Consider the following 20,245-nt stretch of genomic DNA (forward strand, 5'->3'; position numbering starts at 1 on the left):
GAGACATGCGCATTTTACGCTGTCTCTTTTTTTAACGGTTTCTTTTTTGCCGCAAGGTACATTGCGAATTTGCCGATCAGCCCGATGACAAAAAATGCAGCAAACCACCAGTAATAGGTTTTCGCGAACTCAAATCCTAAATGTCTTGATAAAATGATGACAAACATCACATAGGGAACACTTGAAAATATGATGCGAAGAATATTCAAACTGCCGCTCCTCCCAGATGTTACACTTAAAAGATGAACTTTTTTCCATTATTTCATAGTAATTGATTTTTCCTGAAAAGTAAACACAAAAAGAATCGGCCCGCTTATGACAGGCCGATTCTTTATTTGCCGGCAGATTTCTTTTCAATCGCTATAATAAACGGCGGGTCGTTCCGCTGGTTGAGAAAGCCGTAGCTCAGCACGCGGGCTTTTTCCTGATCAAGATTGCTGCAGTATTCCAGTAATGCACTTTTTTCCGTCTTGCCTTCAGGATGCCCATGGTACACAACGAGAACGATCAGCCCGTTCTCCTTCAGCAGTTCAAGGAGCTGTTCGATCGCGGAAATGGTTGAGTGACCGTTTGTCGTAATGCTTTTATCGCCGCCTGGCAGATAGCCGAGATTAAAGACGGCGCAAGCCACACGACCGTGCGCATCTTCAGGCAGCGATGCCTTTATTTGATCATGGCTCTTATGGTGAAGCGTGACGCGCGGGCCGAAGTCGGCACCGAGCCGCTCCTTCGTTTTAGCGAGTGCGTCCGCTTGAATATCAAAGGCATGGACATGTCCTGTCTCACCGACAAGGCCGGCCAGGAAATATGTATCATGTCCGTTGCCCATCGTCGCGTCAACCGTGATATCACCTTCCTGTGCGGCGGACTTCAGCAATTCTTTACTGAAAGGGAGGATGTGCATCAAGGTCATAGGGCGGTCTCCTCCCCGATCTTTCTGAAGAGCTTTCCTTGATAGCTTCCCCGTGTTTCCAGCTCTTTTTGAATGGCGCCCAGTACTTCCCACTTATTGACGCTCCACATCGGCCCGACCATTAATTCGATCGGCCCGTCTCCCGTAATGCGGTGAACGATCATTTCCGGGGGAATGATTTCGAGCTGATCACATACAAGACTTACATATTCTTCTTGAGAAAGGAACTCCAGCTTTCCTTTTTCATATTGCTTCACCATCGGTGTGCCTTTTAATAAGTGAAGCAGGTGAATTTTAATGCCTTGCACATCCAAATCAGCGACGGCTTTGGCCGTCTCCATCATCATGTCTCTGTTTTCAAGCGGAAGCCCGTTAATGATATGGGAACAAACGCGGATGCCGTGTTTTCTCAGTTTATTGACACCCTCAACATAGCAGTCAAAATCATGGGCGCGGTTGATCAGGAGTGCGGTCCGCTCATGCACGGTCTGCAGCCCGAGTTCAACCCACAAATAGGTCCGCTCATTCAGTTCTGCCAAATATTCCACGACATCGTCCGGCAGGCAGTCCGGACGGGTCGCGATAGACATGCCGACAACGCCGTCAAGCCCGAGGACGGATTCAAATTTTTCACGCAGCTCCTCTACCGGGGCATGCGTATTCGTGAACGCCTGGAAATATGCGATATACTTGCCGTCTTTCCACTTTTCGTGCATGCGGTTTTTGATATCGTGAAATTGAGTGAGTAAGTCATCGGCCCGATTGCCGGCAAAATCACCGGAGCCCGCCGCGCTGCAGAATGTGCAGCCTCCGTGTGCAACCGTGCCGTCCCGATTCGGGCAGTCAAAACCGCCGTCAAGCGCGACTTTAAACACTTTATGCCCGAAATGCTCCCGCAGGTGATAATTTAATGTATGGTACCGTTTTTCCGTATTTGAATAAGGAAAAGGGTTATTCTCGTTCAATGTTCAAAAAGCCTCCCTCACATCAGATGCATCCTAAAATTGTAGCATGAATGATGGGGGTTCACAATCTGAAAACAGGATGCGGCTTTCTTTTGTTTATTATGACTTCAGGCAAGATTCTCATTCTTTTAGCTTAAACACGGAAAATTTGGTTCTCTTTCCTGCAACCTTCGGGTGTTATTATTTTTGGTCCGCTCAAACTAAGTTTGATTTCCCATTCACTGAGGAGGGGTTTCGTTGGCAACAAGACAATCAGTAGATGAACATCTCCAAAGAAGCGAACAGGCGTATGAATTTGCGAATGAGCAATTTATGACCGCTTCAAAACAAGAGCATTATAATGATAATGAGTACAGTGAAGCGCAAATGATGCTTGAAAACGCGGTGAATGAATTAAACAAGCTGTCATTATCTGCGAATGATCAGCAAAGAGAGCAGCTTTACAGAATGAGATTGCAGCTGCAGACCTTGCAAAACAATATGATTTTGCAGCGTAATTTTGAGTACTGACCGCGCCGTTTCAAATGGTTCAGCAAACCTGCCGGAATCCCGGCGGGTTTTTTTGTATTTCTTTTAAAAAAGAATTGACAATAGGCCTGAGTGTGTTTATTGTATTACGTGTACTACTTGATGTAATACACATAAAACACTCAAAAAATGAAATCGACATATAAATGTTAAGCATAGGGAAGGGGAACTTTCATGAAAAACAAAAGATCCGTAAAACAAGATGTGCCTCTTATTATCGCCGCCTCGGTTTTAGCCAGCAGTCTGTTTGTCGTTCTTGTCGTCATCGGTTTTCAATGGCAGAACATTTAAAGAAAGAGAGCAGCTCGTAAAAGAAAGAAGGGAAGTAAATGATTCAAATCGATCCGAGAAGCTCAACTCCGATTTATGAGCAGATCATACAGCAATTGAAAGAGCTTTGTTTAAAAGGGATCATGAAGCCGGGGGATAAACTTCCTTCTGTCAGGGAATTGGCAACGATTATTATCGCCAATCCGAACACAGTCAGCAAAGCGTACAAGGAGCTCGAACGCGATGGTGTCATTGAAACGCTGAGGGGAAGAGGAACGTATATATCGGAGAATGCAAAAACGACATTGGTTGAAGGGAAGATGACGATGATAAAAGAGCAATTGAAACAGCTCATCATCGATGCCCATTACGCGGGAGTTGAGCTGGAGAAGCTGCAGGAATGGATAAAGGAAATCAGCGCTGATGTGAAAGGAGGCAAGGATCATGATTGAATTGCGGAATCTCTCAAAAACGATAGACGGTAAAGAAGTGCTCAAAGATATTTCGCTCACCATCGGAAAAGGGGAAATTTTCGGGCTGCTCGGGCGAAACGGATCAGGGAAAACAACACTGCTCCGGCTCATTCAGCAGATTCTGCTGCCGGATCAAGGGACGGTTTTATTTAATCAGGTGGAAATAAAGCGTCATCCGAAAGTCAAACAGAATATCATTTATATGCCTGTTGAAAATCCTTTTTATGACAAGTATACATATAAACAGCTTGTTGCGATTGTAAGCAGAATCTATCCGAATTTTGATGTGACTTACGCCAATGAGCTGATGAACAGGTACGGCATTCCGGAAACGAAGAAATACCGTGAATTATCCACAGGCCTGAAAAAACAGCTTGCGCTCGTCCTTGCCTTTGCTTCACGCCCGGCTCTTATCCTTTTGGATGAACCGACGGACGGAATTGACGCCGTAACGCGTCATGACGTGCTTCAGCTTATGGTGGATGAAGTGGCTGAACGGGAAACGAGCATTCTGATTACCTCACACCGTTTAGAAGATATTGAGCGAATGTGCAACCGGATCGGGTTTTTGGAAGGAAATCAGCTGACGAATGTGATGGACTTGGATGATATGAAGGAAGAATACATGAAAATCCAAATGGCATTTGAAGAGGATGTCAACTTGATGATCAGAGAACAAAACATACCGATCCTCGACCATGCAGGCGTGTTTTATACAGTGCTGATTCAAAAGAACGATGAGAAGAAAAAGAACTTTCTGCAAGAGCTGCAGCCTAAAGTATGGAACGAGCTTCCTGTGAACTTAGAAGAAGTCTTCATCGCGAAGTTTGGAGGGAACCGGAGATGGTAGACAGGGGATTGCTGTACAGGGAATGGGTGCAGAATCGAACTGTTCTTGTGATGGTCGGCATTTTTTTAGCGGCGGTCAATCCATTTGAAGTGTTAAATACCTATCTGGTTTATCAAGGCTGTCTGGACACCCACGGAGCATATTGTAATTTTTATGTGAATTCTTTGGATAGCGGAATGCTGAACTTAAACTGGGCGCCCGCTGTGATTTTGGCGGTTTGCTTATTCGGACTGGAACGTACGAAAGGTACGATTGATGCGCTTTTCAGTCTGCCTTATTCCCGCGCTCAGGTGTTCCACACTAAATTTTGGCTCGGAGCGGCGGTCATTACCGGCGCTCAGGTGATCGGCTACGGGCTGGCTGAGCTGCTCATTCTTCTGTTAAAGCCTGAGCGCGTATATTTCTTCCACCATTACAGCGTCGGAGAGATTATTGTGAGTGTTTTGGCTTTTACATTGGTCGCGAGCGCAGGCTGCTTAACGGGGAATACGTTCGCCCAGCTGTTAACGGCGTTTGCTGTGTCGATATCACCATACCTGATTATTACGTTGCCGCTGTCCAACGCGGAAGTCATTTTCGGAGCCGGCATGTATGAGCTGATGCCGTCAGTGGATGCTTATATCAAAGTATACAATCTTTTTCAATATTTGAATCCGATCATGTACATGGATACAGATTGGGTATCTGCCAGCAAGTATATATTAATCATTCCGGCAGTGATGAGCATTGTATTTTATGCCATCGGGTACTTTTGCTATGTCAGGCAGCCGGTGGAACGGAACGGCCATTTTTTTCTCTGGAGGCAGCTTGACCGGCCCATTCAGATTGTGGTGATCATCATCGCCGTTCTCGGTTTTGGCCTGGCGGGGTACTCGACGGGACAGACGATGACAGGGTATGTGGCCGGGATGCTGGTCGGAGGAGCGGTCGGATTTTTGGTCAGTTATTTTGCCATATATAAAAAAACGAAGCATGTGTAAGAAAGGAGGACCGGAATGATACCGCGGGGATTGTTGTACACAGAATGGAAGAAAAATCAGTGGTTGTTTTATGCAGCGGCATTCTTTTAATGGCGGCAAACCCTTTTTTGGTTTATAACAACTACTCAACATATCAAGAATGTTTGAATAACCAGGCTCTTCAAGATTGTGAATTCGTTGTTAATTATACGAATGGGTCGCTTCTTTCCTTCAGCTGGATTGTGAGTGTCATCATTGCTGTCTTCTTATTAGGCTTGGAACGGACAAAGGGAACGATGGATGCTTTGTTAAGCATGCCTTACAGCAGAGGCCAAATCTTTCAGACTAAATTCTGGCTCGGCGGGGCAGTCATTGTTGTTCCTCAGGCGATAGGCTATGGAGCGGCGTCATTGCTGATATCTTTGCTGAAACCGAGCCATACGTACGATTTTGATCATTTTTCAATCGGAATGATTGTCATCAGTTTTATGGCTTACGCCTTGTTAATGGCATCCGGAGCAATAACGGGACATATATTCGCCCAGCTGTTAACGGCGTTTACCGTAACGATTCTGCCTTTTTTACTCATCGGTCTGCCGGCCGCGAATTTGGAGGTCGTTTTCGGTGTTAGTGTCGGAGATCAATTTTCTTTTATCAGCAGTTATATCGAATCCCGTCTTTTTATATTTGTAACCCCTATTGGATATGTGTTTAACGAATGGATCAGAGAAAGGGATTTGGTTTTAATCATTCCGATGATGATGAGTCTTGTCTTTTATCTGATCGGTTACGTCAGCTTTCTGAAACATCCGAATGAACGGAACGGCAGATTCTTTCTATGGAGAAAATTGGACCGTCCGGTGCAGATTTTGGTGATTGCGTTTGCCGTTATGGGTTTCGGCGTTTTCGGATATGGGGTCACAGACACGATGTTCGGCTATTTAGCCGGCATTATCTTCGGCGCGGTTATCGGGTTTTTCATCAGTTATTTTACGGTTTACAGGAAGTCAAAGCATATGTAGATCCGTTTGAAAATGAGCAGTTTGGAGGAAGGCAAGGTGCCGATTAGCGGTTTGCTTTATAAAGAATGTAAGCAGCGGCAGACGCTGCTGCTGCTTACAGCGGGGTTCTTATCTATCTTAGGCCCTTTGGCAATTATAAATGAGTATTTTCACTATAAGGATTGTTTACGTGCACTTCAGCTGTACCCGGGGTCAGTTTGTACATTCAGCATCGATTACAGCAATTATCGGAATTTGATTGGGCTTCATTTCATTCCGCCGGTTGTTATGGGGCTTTTTCTGATAAGAGCAGGCCGGGCTGAAAGGATGTTTACACTGAGTCTTCCGTATTCGAGAAGCCGGATATTTCATACGAAGTTTTTCTTGGGAGCAGCCGTGTTAGCCGGCTCGCAGTTTGTTTCTTACGGAGTATCCGACATATTGTTCCTAGCGCTTAAACCTGACGCTGTCCATCATTTTCAATCATTCAGCGCAGGGATGCTGGTCATCAGCTTGATGATCTACGCATTAGTGACAGCTGCCGGCACGATAACGGGCAATTTAGCGGCGCAGCTGATCACAGCGTTCACGGTTTCCGTCTTTCCGATCGTGGTTATGACGATTTACCTGTTAAACGCCGAGTTCCTTTTTGGCAGGCAGGCTGTGCCGGATATTGATTTCCCTTGGAGCGGATTTCTGATCTATTTCATGCCTGCCGCTTACATCCATACATCATGGATGTATTACATGAAACACGCATTGTTCATCTCCGCATTAATGGGATTTTGTTTCTATCTATTCGGCTATGTGAATTTCCTGAAAATGCCGAATGAACGAAGCGGACATTTTATCCTGAGCAAACACATTGAACGCATCATTCAAGTGCTCGTCATGTCGCTCAGTATGCTGGGAAGTGCGGGGGTATGCGGATATGCTTATAACGGTTCGTATACCGGTTACATATTCGGCATGCTCATCGGTGCGGTTATCGGGTTTTTCATCAGTTATTACTTCATCTATAAAAAACGAAACAGATATAAGGGGGAGTGGTGTACGTGATAGAGGTACAGCATATCGATCATTCATTTAAAATCGGCAGGAAAGGCAGAGAGAGTGAGGTTCCGGTGCTGAAGGATGTCTCTTTGACCGTTGAAAAAGGGGAAATTGCCTGTATCGTCGGGCGGAGCGGTTCCGGAAAATCAACGCTTCTGAATTTAATTTCGGGATACATAGCGCCGACAAAGGGCCGTATCGTCATTAACGGCACTGATGTGACGGGTTTCAATGAAAAAGAGTGGGCGCAGTTCCGCCTCGGGCATTTCGGCTTTATTTTTCAAAGCTTTCAGCTCATTCCGAGTCTGACAACCTATGAAAATGTTGAAATGCCGCTTGCCTTAAAAGGCGTCAAACCGTCTGAACGCAAGCAGAAAGTCGCGGATATGCTGAAACGGGTCGGACTTGAGAATCATGCGAATCATTATCCGAATGAGCTGTCAGGCGGCCAGCAGCAGCGTGTCAGTATCGCAAGAGCCCTCATTTTAAATCCGTCAATTATTTTAGCCGATGAGCCGACGGGAAGCCTCGATTCAGAAACGGAACTTGAGGTGCTTGCATTAATTCAGCAGCTGAACCGGGAGCGCGGGATTACATTTGTCATCATTACGCATGACGATGAAGTCGCTTCGATCGCGCATTCAAAATTCCAGCTGCATGACGGTGTATTAAAAGGGGGCGTTACTGTTGAGATTTAAGGATCAGATTCACTTTATCAGAAGAAATATGAAGAAAAACCGGCTGCGTGTTTTCATGACGGTGCTGGCGACGACAATGGCGTGCGCGTTTTTAGTGGTGCTGGCTTCCGTCGGATTCGGCATCCAAAAAACGATTACAGACATTACCATGAGCCAGCAGATTGTTACGGAAATCAATGTGCTCGGCCAAGAGAACGGAAAAGCCGTGAAGAAATCAGACTTGGAAAAGTATAAAAATGTCAAGTCTGTCGTTGAGAGAACACAAGTGTATGAACCGAACAAAGCGTCATTGGGAAACCGAACAAATGAAGATTCAGCCATTGTGCTGACAAACATGAAAGATGAAGTCAAAGCCAATATGGAGCTTGATCAGGGAAGAGTCGCCCGCACAGAGAATGAAATCGTGGTCGGCTATGATTTTGCGAAGAACCTATTGACGAAAAAAGAGGCTGACGCTTACGACAAAGAGTTAAAGGATCACCAAGGCGACATGTCGGAGGTGAAAAAACCAAAAGGCTATACGAAAGACCTGCTTAATAAAACGATACAGCTGAGCATCTCCAAAACAAACAAAGACGGAGACGTTGAAAAAACGAAATCGTACGACTTCAAAGTAGTCGGAATTACAAAAAAACCGTCCCAAGATTGGATGGAGGATACAAATATTTTTGTGAGTGATCAATTCAAGAAAGACTTCTCGACATTCTTGGATCTGAAGAATGGAAATGCGGAAAAAAGCATCAATGTGTATGCAGACAAATTCGATCATGTCGATCAGCTTACCCATGACCTCACGGATGACGGCTTTTATGTCAGGTCTGTCACTACCGAGCTGAAGGGCGTCAACACGTTTTTCCTCGTCTTTAAAATCGGCCTGATCTTTGTCGGCTTTATCGCCGTCGTGATTTCAGCCATCGGTATTTTCAATACGATGACGATGGCGGTGACGGAACGAACGCAGGAAATCGGGATTATGAAAGCGATCGGCGCAAGCCCTTCCATCATCCGCAGAATGTTCCTGATGGAAAGCGCCTATATCGGGATATTAGGTTCTGTCATCGGGATTATCATTTCTTACGGAGTGAGTTTTGCCGTCAATCTGGCTGTGCCGGTTATCTTGAAAGCGGTAGGGGGAAACACCGGAGCTGAAGATCTTCATTATACCTTCTCCTATATCCCGCTCAGCCTCGTTGTGATCGCAGTTGTCATTTGTGCGGGGGTCGCGGTGATTTCCGGTATGAATCCGGCCCGCAAAGCGACAAAAACCAACGTTCTGACCGCATTAAGAAGAGAACTGTAAAGGAAAAAAGCCGGCTGGACATCAGCCGGTTTTTCCTCTATCTATCAGAAAAGGGCGGATACCATGTTTCACATTTTGTTAATAGAAGATGATAACACTTTGTTTCACGAGATGAAAGAGAGATTAACGGGCTGGTCATTTGCGGTGCATGGAATAAAGGATTTCAGCCGGGTCATCCGGGAGTTTACCGAAATCAAGCCTGATTTGGTGATCATTGATGTACAGCTGCCGAAATTTGACGGCTTTCATTGGTGCAGAATGATACGCTCCCAATCAAACGTGCCGATTCTCTTTTTGTCCTCGCGCGATCATCCCGCGGATATGGTCATGTCGATGCAGCTCGGGGCAGATGATTTTATTCAGAAGCCTTTTCACTTTGATGTGTTAATCGCGAAAATACAGGCGGTGTTCCGCCGTGTGCACCAATACGGCACAGAACCGGCGCTGATGAAAAGATGGTGCGGGGCGGTCATTGACACAGAAACCAACACGGTCAGCCGTAAAAACGGTTCGGTCGAGCTGACCAAAAACGAAATGCTGATCTTAAAACTGCTGGCTGAACAGAAAAATAAAATCGTCAGCCGGGAAGAACTCATCAGAAGCCTATGGAATGATGAGCGTTTCGTCAGTGATAATACGCTGACGGTGAATGTCAACCGGCTGCGGAAAAAACTCGATCAATTAGGCATCGGGAAAATGATTGAAACCAAGGTGGGGCAGGGATACATCGCAAAGGAAGAAGACGGTCTTTATGATTAAATCATTTCTGCTCGAAAGAAAAAGCTGGATCGCGATGTTTCTTTTGCAGCAGGCTGTGCTCCTTTTTGCGGCATATATTGATCCGTCTATTCCGTTTCTTTCAGTGCTGTATTTTGTTTACCTGTCGCTTCTTGTGTTTCTTGTATTTCTCTTGTTCCGCTATCGGAAAGAGACCGCCTATTATAAAAGCTTAAGAGAGTGGGACGCCAATTTAGACATGTCTTATCTTAAAGCGCCTGACAGTCCGTTTGAGTCTATCGTTGAAGAAAGCATTGAAGGGCAGACAGAGCAATTACGAAAAAGCTCACTTGATCTTCAGGCGGCGTCAGAGCATGAAAAGGATGATCTGATGTCATGGATTCACGAGGTCAAAACACCGTTGACAGCGATGCATCTCATGATCGAGCGCCTTGATGAACAGCCGCTGAAAGCCCCTTTGCTGTATGAATGGCTGCGGATTCACCATCTCCTGGACCAGCAGCTTCATCAGAAACGATTGTCCTTTATTGAAAATGATTTATCATTCCAGCGCATTCAGCTCAGACCGCTTGTTTTCAAAGAAATTAAAAATCTGCAATCATGGTGCATACAAAAAGGGATCGGGTTTGACATTCAGCTTGATTCACCGGACGTTCACAGTGACGGAAAATGGCTTTCCTTCATCATCAGGCAGCTGTTAAGCAATGCGGTAAAATACAGTGAAGCGGATGACATTACCGTAAAAAGCTATGAACAAAACGGCCGTGTGCATGTCGATATCGAAGACTGCGGCATCGGCATCGAGCCCAAAGATCTTCCGCGCATTTTTGAAAAAGGATTTACCTCGACGCGAATGAGGCGAGATCACGCGTCAACGGGGATGGGCCTGTATTTGGCTCAAAAAGCCGCGGCTCCTCTTCTCATCCAAATCAGCGTGCGCTCTGAGCCGGAAAGCGGCACGGTTTTTACCTTGGTGTTTCCGAAACAGAACGATGCCGTCAGCATGTTCAGCGTGTGACAAAAGTGTCACATGCTTTTCTCTTTTGTTCGCTTAATCAAACGAAAAAACGGCTTCTGTTTTTAAAATAAAGATAACCAATGTAAAAGGAGAATCATAACGTGATGATTTTAGAAGCAGGCAATATCCAAAAAAGCTACGGAAACAAGCTGAATAAACAAGAGGTGCTGAAAGGAATTGATCTTCAGATTCACAAAGGGGAATTCGTCAGCATTATGGGCCCGTCAGGATCAGGGAAAACGACCCTTTTGAATGTGCTTTCCTCCATTGATAAAGTGAGCGCGGGCACCATTAAACTGAACGAGACGGAGATTACATCCATGAAAGAAAAACAGCTTGCCGAATTCAGAAAACGGCATCTCGGCTTTATTTTTCAGGATTATAATTTATTGGACACCCTGACCGTGAAAGAAAACATACTCCTGCCGTTATCCATTACGAAAATGTCTAAGAAAGAGGCGGACCTGCGATTTGCCGAGACGGCAGAGGAGCTTGGGATCTATGATTTGAGACATAAGTATCCGAGTGAAATTTCCGGCGGGCAAAAACAGAGAACGTCTGCCGCAAGAGCTGTTATTCACGAACCGGGCATTATTTTTGCTGATGAGCCGACCGGAGCGCTCGATTCAAAGGCTGCCATGGATTTACTGAATAAACTCAGCCGCCTGAATCAAAAACGCCGCGCCACCATTGTGATGGTGACGCATGATCCGGTTGCCGCCAGTTATTCCGGACGTGTGGTTTTCATTAAAGACGGCCGTGTGTATACACAGCTGAATAAAGGCGGTCAGGACAGACTGGACTTTTTTCAGGATATTATGAAAACGCAAAGTGTATTGGGCGGGGTTCAGGCATGAGTATTCATCATTTGATCTTCCAGAACCTGAAAAAGAATATGAAAAACTATTACCTTTACGTTTTTGCGCTGGTGTTCAGCGCCGCCCTTTATTTCGCGTTTGTCACGATGCAATACGATCCGGCGCTTGATGAAATGAAAAGCTCCTTAAAAGGGGCGGCGGCAATCCGGGCCGCCTCTGTACTGCTTGTGGCGATCGTGTCGGTATTTCTTTTATACGCCAACACCATCTTTATTAAACGGCGCGGCCGGGAAATCGGCTTATTCCGATTAATCGGCATGACGAAAATGCACATTTTCCGCATACTCAGCACAGAAAATTTCATTTTGTATTTCGGATCGATTTGGATCGGTATTTTTGCCGGCTTTTCTCTTTCGAAATTATGTATGATGATGCTGTTTCATACAGTCGGTGTGAAAGCCTCTGTCTCACTGTTTTTTTCAAGCAAGGCGCTCGTTCAGACGTTAATTGTGTTCGGGGCAATTTACGTGCTGATTATGATGATGAATTACTTATTTATTAAACGGCAAAGCATTTTGTCTTTATTTAAAACCGCGTCATCGTCAGAAAGCGGCATAAGACGGCTTTCTTGGGTGCAGATGTTGATCGGCGTTGTCGGTATTGCGGCCATTATCGCCGGCTATGCCGTGTCCGCGGATTTATTCGGAGGCAGTTTTACGAGCATGAATGAACTGTTTTCGGCAATGGTGTTTATTCTAGGCTCGGTCATTATCGGAACCTATCTGTTTTATAAAGGTTCGGTCAGCTTTCTGGCAAATCTCATCCGGAAATCAAAAGGCGGGTATCTGAATGTCAGTGAAGTGCTGTCTTTGTCATCCATCATGTTCCGGATGAAGTCAAACGCCGTGCTGCTGACGATTATTACGACTCTTTCGGCGCTGGCAATCGGTTTACTGTCTTTAAGCTATATCTCGTACTACTCCGCGGAAAAATCGGCTGAGCAAAATACAGCTGCGGACTTTGCGTTTGATAACCAAAAGGAGACTGACTCATTTACCGCTTTATTGAAGAAAAACGGAATTGAACACAAAGTAAAAACAATCAAGACCATTCAAGCCGGTGTCAATATGAAGAACATCATAAACGGCGACATGAAAAGCTTTAAACAAGACCCGTCCAGCCTGGCGCTGCCGATTATAAGCGAGAAAGACGCAGAAGGGACGGAGCTTTCTGACGGAGAAGCCGTGTTTACCGGATATAATGATATGATGAAAAGATTTCTCGACCTGAAAACGTCAGGTTCCATTGATATAAACGGCAAAACGGATAAAATACCGCTGGCGTATAAGGGCTTGAAGAACGACTTCCTCCTGTCATATACATTTACAAGCGGAGGGCTGCCGACCGTTATCGTCACGCAGCAGGTATTCGACCGGATCGAGAAAGATATCGACCCGTCCATTCAGGGAAAATCAAATCGGTTCTTCGGCATTACACTCAAACGAGAAGAGGACATCCAAAAAGCTGATGGTCTGTTTCAGGCGCAGCACTATTCAGACGGCGCGCTTTCACAATTTGAAACGGCTGACACGCAAAAGAAAAACATGGGGCTGATCATGTTTATTGTCGGCTTTTTGGGATTAACCTTTCTGATCACCTCAGGCTGTATCCTTTATTTTAAACAAATGGGCGAGTGTGAGGATGAGAAGGCTGATTATACGATATTGCGGAAGCTCGGCTTCACAACGGGAGATCTGCTGAAAGGCATCCGCCGGAAGCAGGCGTATCATTTCGGAATTCCGCTCGTTCTCGGGCTGTTCCACAGCTATTTTGCCGTTCAATCAGGATGGTTTTTATTCGGAACGGAAGTGTGGACGCCGATGATCATCGTCATGGCGCTGTATACGCTGCTGTACTCCATCTTCGGCATGCTGTCGGTGCTGTATTATAAAAAGGTCATTCAATCCGCCTTGTAAAACAAGTTGAGAAGCCTCCGCATAAGCGGAGGCTTTTTTGTATGAATAGAAGAAAGCGATTTTTAAAAGAATAGACATACGTCATTTTTTCGCGCGGGGGAGCCTTATGCAGAAGTATTTTCAATTGAAATCTGAAACAGGGGCCTTTCATCTTTTTTCCAAGGAACACATTTTCACGCTGTTGATCATCGGGTTGCTGGTGGCGGGCGTGATCGTATTCAGGAAAAAGCTCAACCAGAGCCGCATGATCCGCTATGTACTATTCATTCTCCTTGCCGTGTCACAGATCAGCTATCATATATGGTTGCTTTGTCATCATGCCTGGTCGCTGAAAACAGCTCTGCCGCTGCAGCTGAGCGACCTTTCCGTCTATTTGGCGATGCTGATGGTTATGACAAAAAGCAAAAAGCTGTTCGCCTTCCTCTATTTTGCCGGTTTGGGCAGCGCCGTACAGGCGATGGCAACACCTGATTTAGGGGCGTATTCTTTCCCGCATTTTCGGTACATCGTGTTTTTCGTCTCCCACGGCTGTGTTTTTCTTACCTGTCTATTCATGGCCGCTGCAGAAAAGTACAGACCGTCGGCGCGCGGGCTGTGGGTGTCGGTGCTGATCGTAAATCTGTACGGGGCGTGTGTCTTTTTTATTGATCGTGTGCTGAATGCAAATTATCTATATTTAATGAAAAAACCGAAGACCGCTTCGCTTCTGAATGTTTTCGGACCTTGGCCGTGGTATCTTCTATCAATGGAAGCGGCGGTGATATTGAGCTTTTTCATTCTGTATATTCCGTTTTGGCTGCTGAGGAAAAGAGCATGAAGCCGGTCTGTTTTTGCGAATCCAATCATTTGTAATTTTTTCAACATTCCGGCATTATTTTTTTCAGATTCTGATATTGAAAAAAGACGTCCGCGGCGATAGAATGAATGTGCTATGATAACGTGATCGATACGGAGCCGCGGCTTGCGGTTTCCGTTTTTTCATGGGGTTTTTTATAGAGAGAGGGGGATGGGTATGCCGCGCGCTTTGAAGATATTAATCATCGGAATGTTTATCAATGTGACGGGCGCATCTTTTTTGTGGCCGCTGAATACGATCTATATTCATAATCATTTAGGGAAATCGCTGACTGTTGCGGGGATTGTTCTGATGCTGAATTCCGGGGCCAGTGTGGCGGGGAATTTATGCGGCGGATTTTTGTTTGATAAAATCGGCGGATTCAAATCCATTATGCTGGGCATTATGATCACATTGGCAAGTCTTCTCGGACTCGTTCTGTTTCACCAATGGCCCGTTTATATTTGGCTGCTCATCATTGTCGGCTTCGGTTCCGGTATCGTGTTTCCGGCCAGTTACGCCATGGCGGGAGCGGTATGGAAAGAAGGCGGGCGGAGAGCTTTTAATGCGATTTATGTAGCTCAGAACGCAGGTGTCGCCGTGGGCTCGGCACTCGGCGGGATGGTTGCAGCGTACTCGTTTACGTACGTGTTTTTAGCCAATGCTTTGCTTTATGTGCTGTTTTTCCTTATCGTATTTTTCGGGTTTCGAAATATCAAAACCGGAAATGCGAGCCAGGTTTCTGTTCTGGACTACGAGCCTGTCAGCAGCAGAACGAAATTTACGGCGCTTCTCATATTGAGCGGCGGGTATGTTCTCGGGTGGATTGCCTATTCGCAGTGGTCCACAACCGTTGCGTCACATACTCAAAGCATCGGTATGCCGCTTTCATTATACAGTGTGCTCTGGACCGTAAACGGAATATTAATTGTCGCCGGACAGCCTCTCATAGGAGCTGTTCTGAAAAAATGGTCCGGCGCGTTAAAAACGCAGATGGTCATCGGCTTTTGTATTTTTATCGTTTCGTTCGGCGTGCTTCTTAGCGCCAAGCAATTTCCGATGTACCTCACCGCAATGGTGATTTTAACTGTCGGAGAAATGCTTGTCTGGCCTGCCGTGCCTACCATTGCCAATCAGCTTGCGCCTAAGGGGAAAGAAGGGTTTTACCAAGGATTCGTCAACAGTGCGGCGACGGGCGGCAGAATGATCGGGCCGCTCCTTGGCGGCGTGCTGGTTGATCAGTACGGCATGAGCGTGCTGCTGTTGATCCTGATGGTGCTTCTTGTTGTCAGCATCGCAGCGACGGTGCTGTACGACAAACGCCTGAAAACCGTTAATAAACAAAACGTCCAAGTGCGATGACGACATAAAAAATCCCGCTGTGTCGGCGGGATTTTTTTGTTTATACGACCGGAAGCACGTTGACGGCGTCCTTAACGTTTAAATATGTCTTTAATGAAGAAAAGCTGGCATCAAGCTGATTCATTCTCATGGCGAGGGAAGGCTTGATCCCGGTGATAATCAGTTCTGTGCCGATTAATTTAAGCAGGTGGTGCAATTTGAAAATCCGGTCTGCGGTCTGTTCGTTTACCTCGGCCAAACCTGATAAGTCTATAATTAAGTAATCATCTTTAGATGCGGTTAATATGTCCGTCAAAGTTGTCACAATTGAATCAAATCGTTCTTCCGTTAAGTTTCCCACTAACGGCAAGGCGGAGATGCCGTTTCGGATCGGAACAATCGGTGTTGAAAGCGTCGTGATTTCTGTGAGGGAATCCTCAAGGAGCTTTTCGTATTCTTTCTGCTCTGTAATGTCTTTTTGAAAACCGACAAAATAGAGCTTGTCTTCAACATACAGAGGATCAATGTTGAGTTCATTCCAAAACGGGGTGCCGTCTTTTTTGATATTTTTCAGCCGCACCGTGATCTTTTCTTTCTGGTTTAAGCTCTTTCTTATTTTCGCGACTTGTTGACGGTCGGTTTCTTTGCTTTGCAGAAATCTGCAGTTCTTACCTAATATCTCTTCGGAAGAGTAGCCTGTCATATCCATAAATCCCTGATTTGTATATATGATGGGATTGTCCTCAAGAGAGGGGTCTGTAATCACCACGCCGATGCGTGCGTGATCAAGCGCCTTTTTGATAAGCTCCAGCTGCTCCAGTTTTCCGAATACATTTGAGTCAGCCATGTAAAACCCCCTTTTGGCCGTAAAGCTGCGCGCTTTTTCAGCCATTGTTTCTCCCCTTTTTAAATGAATCTACAGTAACCGTAGCATAACATATGTTCTGATTCAAGCAGCCGAAGTTTGCAATTTGTCATTCGGGCTTGTCCTCATATACACTGAATATATAAGGGGAAGGCACATCATCGCTAAGTAAGTGACTAGGTCATTGTCACTGGGTGAAAAATGAATCTAATGCATCAAGCTTACCGATCATGTGTTCACATATAATGGAAGAAACAAGCTTTTTACATTCCTGTTCAATCGCCGGTATGTAGATATCGAAAATCATCGTATTCGTAAGGGGGCTGGATGGCCTGAAGTCGCTTTACTAAATAAGGGCTTTAGGAAGGTGATGAAGATGCTGCATCAGGTAATAATTGCTTGTGTAATTGGAGGCATCATGGGGGTTCTCGGTCATGTGAAAAAGAGAGGCAGGCTGGAGAAACCCAGAATGACAAAGCGGTTTATCTATCTCGGTTTTTTGGAAGATGGTTTTATCGGAATGGCTGCTTCCATCTTACTTGTCTTATCCGCTGACCCCGATTCAGGAATTCAACTCGTCATCTTATCCATAATCGCAGGCTACGGCGGAGAAGCTGTTCTCAGGAGCTTTGATTTTGTCAGAGAACAAAACAGTGATTCGGCCGAAGCAAAACCACACCAGCAAAAAAATCCTCCATCAAAATAATATCCCCGCTCACGACCCGTTCCGGGTACATTCCCATTGTATACAAACCTGCTTGCACTTATGAACAGAATTCTATAAAATACAGGTAAGATTACGGTAGCGATAAGAACAGTGAAGAGGAGCAGTAAGAAGCAGATTTCGCACTCAGAGAGTTGACGGCCGGTGCAAGTCAATCAAGTCTGTTTCCGAACTCGCCTCAGAGTTGCAGCGGCAAAACCGCTGACGCATAACTGCGTTAAAAGTATCAAGTGAGTGCGGCTTAAAACCGCGCTAACGAGGGTGGTACCGCGGGAAACAAAAATCTCTCGTCCCTTTTAGGGATGAGGGAGTTTTTTTAGTTTTAGAATAATCTGAATATAATCTTCCTCATCCCGTCAATACTTGGACTACATACGCCGTATTCAATCAGAAGGAGGTTTTTACGTTGAGTTTTCAGCACGAAAAATAGAAAAGAAATGGCAGAATTACTGGTTGGATCATAAAACGTTCGCCGTCAGTGAAGAGAATGACAAGCCGAAGTTTTACGCGCTTGACATGTTTCCGTATCCTTCAGGAGCCGGCCTTCATGTCGGACATCCGGAAGGCTATACGGCAACCGATATCCTTTCTCGCATGAGACGCATGCAAGGGTACAATGTGCTTCATCCGATGGGATGGGACGCGTTCGGGCTTCCTGCCGAGCAATACGCGCTTGACACGGGGAATGATCCGGCTGAGTTCACAAAACAAAATATAGATAATTTCCGCCGCCAGATCCAATCACTCGGATTTTCTTATGATTGGGATCGTGAAATCAATACGACTGATCCGGACTATTACAAGTGGACGCAGTGGATCTTCACCAAGCTGTACGAAAAAGGGCTCGCTTACGTAGACGAAGTGCCGGTCAACTGGTGCCCGGCGCTCGGAACGGTGCTTGCGAACGAAGAAGTCATTGACGGCAAAAGCGAGCGGGGCGGCCATCCGGTTGAACGCCGCCCGATGAGACAATGGATGCTGAAAATCACCGCTTATGCGGACAGGCTTCTTGAAGATTTAGAAGAACTTGACTGGCCGGAAAGCATTAAAGACATGCAGCGCAACTGGATCGGACGCTCAGAAGGCGCAAACGTGCATTTCGCGATCGACGGCACTGATGACACGTTTACGGTGTTTACGACAAGACCGGACACGCTGTTCGGCGCGGCTTATGCCGTACTGGCTCCTGAGCATGAGCTTGTGGAGGTCATCACGACACCTGAACAAAAAGAAGCGGTAGACGCTTATGTTAAAGAAGTTCAGGCGAAAAGTGACCTGGAACGGACGGATCTTGCGAAAACAAAAACGGGCGTCTTCACAGGCGCATATGCCGTAAACCCTGCAAACGGGGAAAAGCTGCCGATCTGGATAGCGGATTATGTCCTCGCCTCTTACGGAACGGGCGCTGTAATGGCCGTGCCGGCGCATGACGAACGTGATTTTGAATTCGCCAAAGTGTTCAGCCTGCCTGTCAAAGAAGTCGTAAAAGGCGGAAACACGGAAGAAGAAGCGTACACGGGAGACGGAGAACATGTCAATTCCGGCTTTCTGAACGGACTGAATAAAGCGGAAGCGATTGAAAAAATGATCGCCTGGCTTGAAGAAACGAAAAACGGTGAGAAAAAAGTGACATACCGTCTGCGTGATTGGCTGTTCAGCCGCCAGCGCTATTGGGGCGAGCCGATTCCGGTCATTCATTGGGAAGACGGCACGTCAACAGCCGTTCCGGCGGAAGAGCTGCCGCTGATTCTGCCGAAAACCGATGAGATCAAACCGAGCGGAACAGGTGAATCACCGCTTGCCAACATTAAAGAGTGGGTGGAAGTCACTGATCCTGAAACGGGCAGAAAAGGCAGAAGAGAAACGAACACGATGCCGCAATGGGCGGGAAGCTGCTGGTATTTCCTCCGCTTTATCGACCCGAAAAATCCGGATCAGCTCGCTTCACCTGAGAAACTGGATAAATGGCTGCCCGTCGATATTTACATCGGAGGAGCGGAGCATGCCGTGCTTCACCTTCTGTACGCTCGTTTCTGGCATAAATTCCTCTATGATATCGGTGTCGTGCCGACGAAAGAACCGTTCCAAAAGCTGTATAACCAAGGGATGATTCTCGGGGAAAACAATGAAAAAATGAGTAAATCCCGCGGAAACGTCGTCAATCCGGATGAAATTGTGGCGTCTCACGGAGCAGATACGCTTCGCCTGTACGAAATGTTTATGGGGCCGCTTGACGCATCTATCGCCTGGTCTGAATCAGGTCTTGACGGAGCGCGCCGCTTCCTTGACCGCGTATGGCGTTTGTTTATCGAGGAAAACGGCGAGCTGACGGGTAAAGTGACAGAAGGCGCGGGCGAAACTCTTGAGCGCGTCTATCATGAAACGGTTATGAAAGTGACAGAAAACTTCGAAGCCCTTCGTTTTAACACGGGCATTTCTCAGCTGATGGTCTTCATTAATGAAGCTTACAAAGCGAATGAACTGCCGAGAGAATATATCGAAGGTTTTGTGAAGCTGCTTTCTCCTGTTGCGCCGCATTTGGCGGAAGAACTGTGGGAAAAACTCGGCCACGAAGGTTCGATTGCATACGAGGCTTGGCCTGCTTATGACGAATCAAAACTGGTGGACGATGAAGTGGAAATCGTCGTCCAGCTGAACGGAAAAGTAAAAGCGAAATTAATGGTTCCGGCTGATGCTGATAAAGCAGCGTTAGAACAGCTCGCACAAGCTGATGAAAAAGTAAAAGAGCAGCTTGAAGGAAAAACGATCCGAAAAATCATTGCCGTACCGGGCAAGCTTGTCAATATCGTGGCAAACTGACCGGACGAAGCCCCTCTCTTACAGAGAGGGGCTTTTTTATCAGGCCTCTATCATAGAAATTGCACCGCGGGCTTTGGTATACTTAACACCATAAAGATGA

The 20,245-nt window shown here is 46.2% G+C and carries 19 protein-coding genes, 1 pseudogene and 1 other annotated feature; of the genes and pseudogenes, 16 read left to right on the forward strand and 4 right to left on the reverse strand.

Features of this window, described 5'->3' with window-relative positions:
• Positions 1-14: 14 nt before the first annotated feature.
• The 3 genes from D368_RS05490 to mnmL form a co-directional block, all read right to left on the reverse strand.
• A complete protein-coding gene (locus D368_RS05490) occupies positions 15-209 on the reverse strand; it encodes a hypothetical protein (protein ID WP_041482123.1) in 195 nt (64 codons plus the stop codon).
• A gap of 122 nt (positions 210-331) precedes the next feature.
• Positions 332-913, reverse strand: a complete 582-nt coding sequence (gene mnmM / locus D368_RS05495; protein WP_007613246.1) for a tRNA 5-(aminomethyl)-2-thiouridylate-methyltransferase MnmM — start codon at positions 911-913, stop codon at positions 332-334.
• Positions 910-1,878 (reverse strand): tRNA modification radical SAM protein MnmL/YtqA, encoded by a 969-nt coding sequence (gene mnmL / locus D368_RS05500; RefSeq protein WP_015418049.1) that lies wholly within the window; start codon positions 1,876-1,878, stop codon positions 910-912. Before mnmL ends, mnmM begins: the two co-directional genes overlap by 4 nt.
• Before the next feature lie 237 nt (positions 1,879-2,115).
• Between mnmL and D368_RS05505 the strand changes: the two genes are divergently transcribed.
• The 14 genes and pseudogenes from D368_RS05505 to D368_RS05570 all read left to right on the forward strand — a co-directional run bounded on the left by D368_RS05505 (position 2,116) and on the right by D368_RS05570 (position 15,757).
• Positions 2,116-2,388 (forward strand): YtzC family protein, encoded by a 273-nt coding sequence (locus D368_RS05505; RefSeq protein ID WP_071391467.1) that lies wholly within the window; start codon positions 2,116-2,118, stop codon positions 2,386-2,388.
• Positions 2,389-2,735: 347 nt separating this feature from the next.
• On the forward strand, positions 2,736-3,128 hold the full coding sequence (gene ytrA / locus D368_RS05510) for a GntR family transcriptional regulator YtrA (protein ID WP_003152275.1): 393 nt from the start codon (positions 2,736-2,738) through the stop codon (positions 3,126-3,128).
• Complete coding sequence (locus D368_RS05515) at positions 3,121-3,999, forward strand: ABC transporter ATP-binding protein (protein WP_015418048.1); 879 nt, start codon at positions 3,121-3,123, stop codon at positions 3,997-3,999. Before ytrA ends, D368_RS05515 begins: the two co-directional genes overlap by 8 nt.
• Entirely contained in the window at positions 3,993-4,979 is a 987-nt protein-coding gene (locus tag D368_RS05520) for an ABC transporter permease subunit (protein ID WP_128574615.1), read from the forward strand. The genes D368_RS05515 and D368_RS05520 overlap by 7 nt, the downstream gene beginning before the upstream one ends.
• 15 nt (positions 4,980-4,994) lie before the next feature.
• Positions 4,995-5,980: pseudogene (locus D368_RS05525) on the forward strand (ABC transporter permease).
• Between the two features lie 36 nt (positions 5,981-6,016).
• On the forward strand, positions 6,017-7,018 hold the full coding sequence (locus D368_RS05530; protein ID WP_128574617.1) for an ABC transporter permease: 1,002 nt from the start codon (positions 6,017-6,019) through the stop codon (positions 7,016-7,018).
• The gene (locus D368_RS05535; RefSeq protein ID WP_003152281.1) at positions 7,015-7,710 is read left to right on the forward strand and encodes an ABC transporter ATP-binding protein; all 696 of its coding nucleotides are present in this window, start codon (positions 7,015-7,017) and stop codon (positions 7,708-7,710) included. The genes D368_RS05530 and D368_RS05535 overlap by 4 nt, the downstream gene beginning before the upstream one ends.
• Positions 7,700-9,010 (forward strand): ABC transporter permease, encoded by a 1,311-nt coding sequence (locus D368_RS05540; protein ID WP_128574618.1) that lies wholly within the window; start codon positions 7,700-7,702, stop codon positions 9,008-9,010. Before D368_RS05535 ends, D368_RS05540 begins: the two co-directional genes overlap by 11 nt.
• A gap of 63 nt (positions 9,011-9,073) precedes the next feature.
• The gene (locus tag D368_RS05545; RefSeq protein ID WP_014305616.1) at positions 9,074-9,769 is read left to right on the forward strand and encodes a response regulator transcription factor; all 696 of its coding nucleotides are present in this window, start codon (positions 9,074-9,076) and stop codon (positions 9,767-9,769) included.
• Positions 9,762-10,766 (forward strand): sensor histidine kinase, encoded by a 1,005-nt coding sequence (locus D368_RS05550; protein ID WP_128574619.1) that lies wholly within the window; start codon positions 9,762-9,764, stop codon positions 10,764-10,766. The genes D368_RS05545 and D368_RS05550 overlap by 8 nt, the downstream gene beginning before the upstream one ends.
• 101 nt (positions 10,767-10,867) lie before the next feature.
• Positions 10,868-11,623: an ABC transporter ATP-binding protein gene (locus tag D368_RS05555; RefSeq protein ID WP_128574620.1), complete on the forward strand. Its 756-nt coding sequence runs from the start codon at positions 10,868-10,870 to the stop codon at positions 11,621-11,623.
• Positions 11,620-13,560 (forward strand): FtsX-like permease family protein, encoded by a 1,941-nt coding sequence (locus tag D368_RS05560; protein ID WP_128574621.1) that lies wholly within the window; start codon positions 11,620-11,622, stop codon positions 13,558-13,560. The genes D368_RS05555 and D368_RS05560 overlap by 4 nt, the downstream gene beginning before the upstream one ends.
• Before the next feature lie 106 nt (positions 13,561-13,666).
• On the forward strand, positions 13,667-14,377 hold the full coding sequence (locus tag D368_RS05565) for a YwaF family protein (RefSeq protein WP_015418040.1): 711 nt from the start codon (positions 13,667-13,669) through the stop codon (positions 14,375-14,377).
• Between the two features lie 195 nt (positions 14,378-14,572).
• Positions 14,573-15,757 (forward strand): MDR family MFS transporter, encoded by a 1,185-nt coding sequence (locus tag D368_RS05570; protein ID WP_014305612.1) that lies wholly within the window; start codon positions 14,573-14,575, stop codon positions 15,755-15,757.
• Positions 15,758-15,797: 40 nt separating this feature from the next.
• On the opposite strand, the gene ytvA is transcribed toward D368_RS05570, so the two are convergent.
• Positions 15,798-16,583: a YtvA family blue-light photoreceptor gene (gene ytvA / locus D368_RS05575; RefSeq protein ID WP_015418039.1), complete on the reverse strand. Its 786-nt coding sequence runs from the start codon at positions 16,581-16,583 to the stop codon at positions 15,798-15,800.
• Between the two features lie 388 nt (positions 16,584-16,971).
• Here ytvA and D368_RS05580 point away from each other — a divergent pair, with 388 nt between their 5' ends.
• Together D368_RS05580 and leuS are read left to right on the forward strand one after the other, a co-directional pair.
• Complete coding sequence (locus D368_RS05580; protein ID WP_015418038.1) at positions 16,972-17,307, forward strand: DUF4257 domain-containing protein; 336 nt, start codon at positions 16,972-16,974, stop codon at positions 17,305-17,307.
• A 102-nt stretch (positions 17,308-17,409) separates the two neighbouring features.
• Positions 17,410-17,623, forward strand: a binding site (T-box leader).
• A gap of 83 nt (positions 17,624-17,706) precedes the next feature.
• Positions 17,707-20,145, forward strand: coding sequence for a leucine--tRNA ligase (leuS, locus tag D368_RS05585; RefSeq protein ID WP_128574627.1), 2,439 nt, complete (start codon positions 17,707-17,709; stop codon positions 20,143-20,145).
• Positions 20,146-20,245: the final 100 nt, after the last annotated feature.

Origin of the sequence: Paenibacillus lentimorbus NRRL B-30488, assembly GCF_000411595.1 — a bacterium.
Taxonomy (GTDB): domain Bacteria; phylum Bacillota; class Bacilli; order Bacillales; family Bacillaceae; genus Bacillus; species Bacillus velezensis.